Source organism: Allobosea sp. (genome assembly GCF_036675845.1).
Taxonomy (GTDB): domain Bacteria; phylum Pseudomonadota; class Alphaproteobacteria; order Rhizobiales; family Beijerinckiaceae; genus Allobosea.
In genome coordinates, this window is sequence record NZ_JAKFED010000013.1 from 1 (window position 1) to 1,567 (window position 1,567).

The window sequence follows — 1,567 nt, forward strand, 5'->3', positions numbered from 1 at the left end:
CACGGGCTCGGCTTCGACGAGGCGGCCCAGCAGCGCCCCTGCTCCGACTTCTCCGGCGGCTGGCGCATGCGCGTCGCGCTCGCCGCCGTGCTGTTCTCCGAGCCCGATTTGCTGCTGCTCGACGAGCCGACCAACTATCTCGACCTCGAAGGCACGCTCTGGCTCTACGATTATCTCGAGCGCTACCCACATACCGTGCTGGTGGTCAGCCATGATCGCGAACTGCTCGACACCTGCGTCGACCACATCCTGCATCTCGACCAGGGCAAGCTGACGATCTATCGCGGCGGCTACAGCGCCTTCGAGAAGCTGCGGGCCGAGAAGCAGGCGAATCTCGCCAAGCAGCGCGAGAAGCAGGATGCCGAGCGCAAGCACCTCCAGGCGTTCGTCGACCGTTTCAAGGCCAAGGCCTCGAAGGCCAGCCAGGCGCAGTCGCGCGTCAAGCGGCTGGAGAAGATGGAGGCCATCGCCACCATCGTCGATCGCGATGTCCAGCCCTTCAGCCTGCCCGGGCCGGAGCGACCGCTCGCCCCGCCGATGGTGGTGCTCGAAGGCGCCAGTGCCGGCTATGGCGACAAGACCGTGCTGTCGCGGCTCAACCTGACGCTTTCGCCGGACGACCGGATCGCCCTGCTGGGCTCGAACGGCAACGGCAAGTCGACCTTCTGCAAGCTGATCGGCGGCCGGCTCGAGCCGCTGACAGGCCAGATGCGGCGCTCGTCCAAGCTCCAGACAGCCTACTTCGCCCAGCACCAGCTGGACGAACTCCGAATGGAGGATACGCCGGTCGGTCACATCCGCGACCTGATGCCCGATGTGCCTGAAGCCAAGGTCCGCTCAAGGGCGGCGCAGATCGGCTTTCCGGCCTCGAAGGCCGATACCCCGGTGAAAAACCTCTCCGGCGGCGAGAAGGCGAGGCTGATGCTCGGCATCGCCGCTTTCGGCGGCCCGCATCTGCTGATCCTCGACGAGCCGACGAACCATCTCGACATCGACAGCCGCACCGCGCTGGTCAAGGCGATCAACGACTATCCCGGCGCCGTCATCCTCGTCAGCCATGACCGCTTCCTGATCGACGCCTGCGCCGACCGGCTCTGGATCGTCGGTGACGGTACCGTGAAGAATTTCGACGGCGACATGGAGGATTATCGCAACCTCGTGCTCGGCGGCGCCAAGGCGGCCCGGCGCGAAAAATCGGGCAAGCAGGAGGCGGCCTCCACCAGCGGCAAGACCGAAGAGCGCAAGGGCACCGCCCAGAAGCGTGCTGCACAGGGGCCGCTGCGCCAGAAGCTCAACCTCGCCGAGGCGCGGATCGCCAAGCTCACCGGGCTGATCGAGAAGGTCGACGGCGTCCTCGGCAACGGCGCGGCCTTCGCGCGCGATCCGGACAAGGCCCTGCATCTCTCGCGCCAGCGCGCCGAGCTTGCCGAGGCGCTGAGCGCCGCCGAGGAGGAATGGCTCGGGCTGAGCGAGGAGCTGGAGAGCGCCTGAACCGGCCGTATCCGTCATGGTCGGGCTTGCCCCGACCATCTCAGGAGGAGAAGACACCTGTCATGAGATGCCCGGG

General features: G+C 66.8%; 1 protein-coding gene. It reads left to right on the top strand.

Annotated features, from left to right (window positions below; all coding sequences use genetic code 11):
* Nucleotides 1-1,491: ABC-F family ATP-binding cassette domain-containing protein (locus V6M56_RS00645; protein WP_332680636.1), on the top strand; the 1,491-nt coding region annotated here is incomplete at its 5' end.
* Nucleotides 1,492-1,567 lie beyond the last annotated feature (76 nt).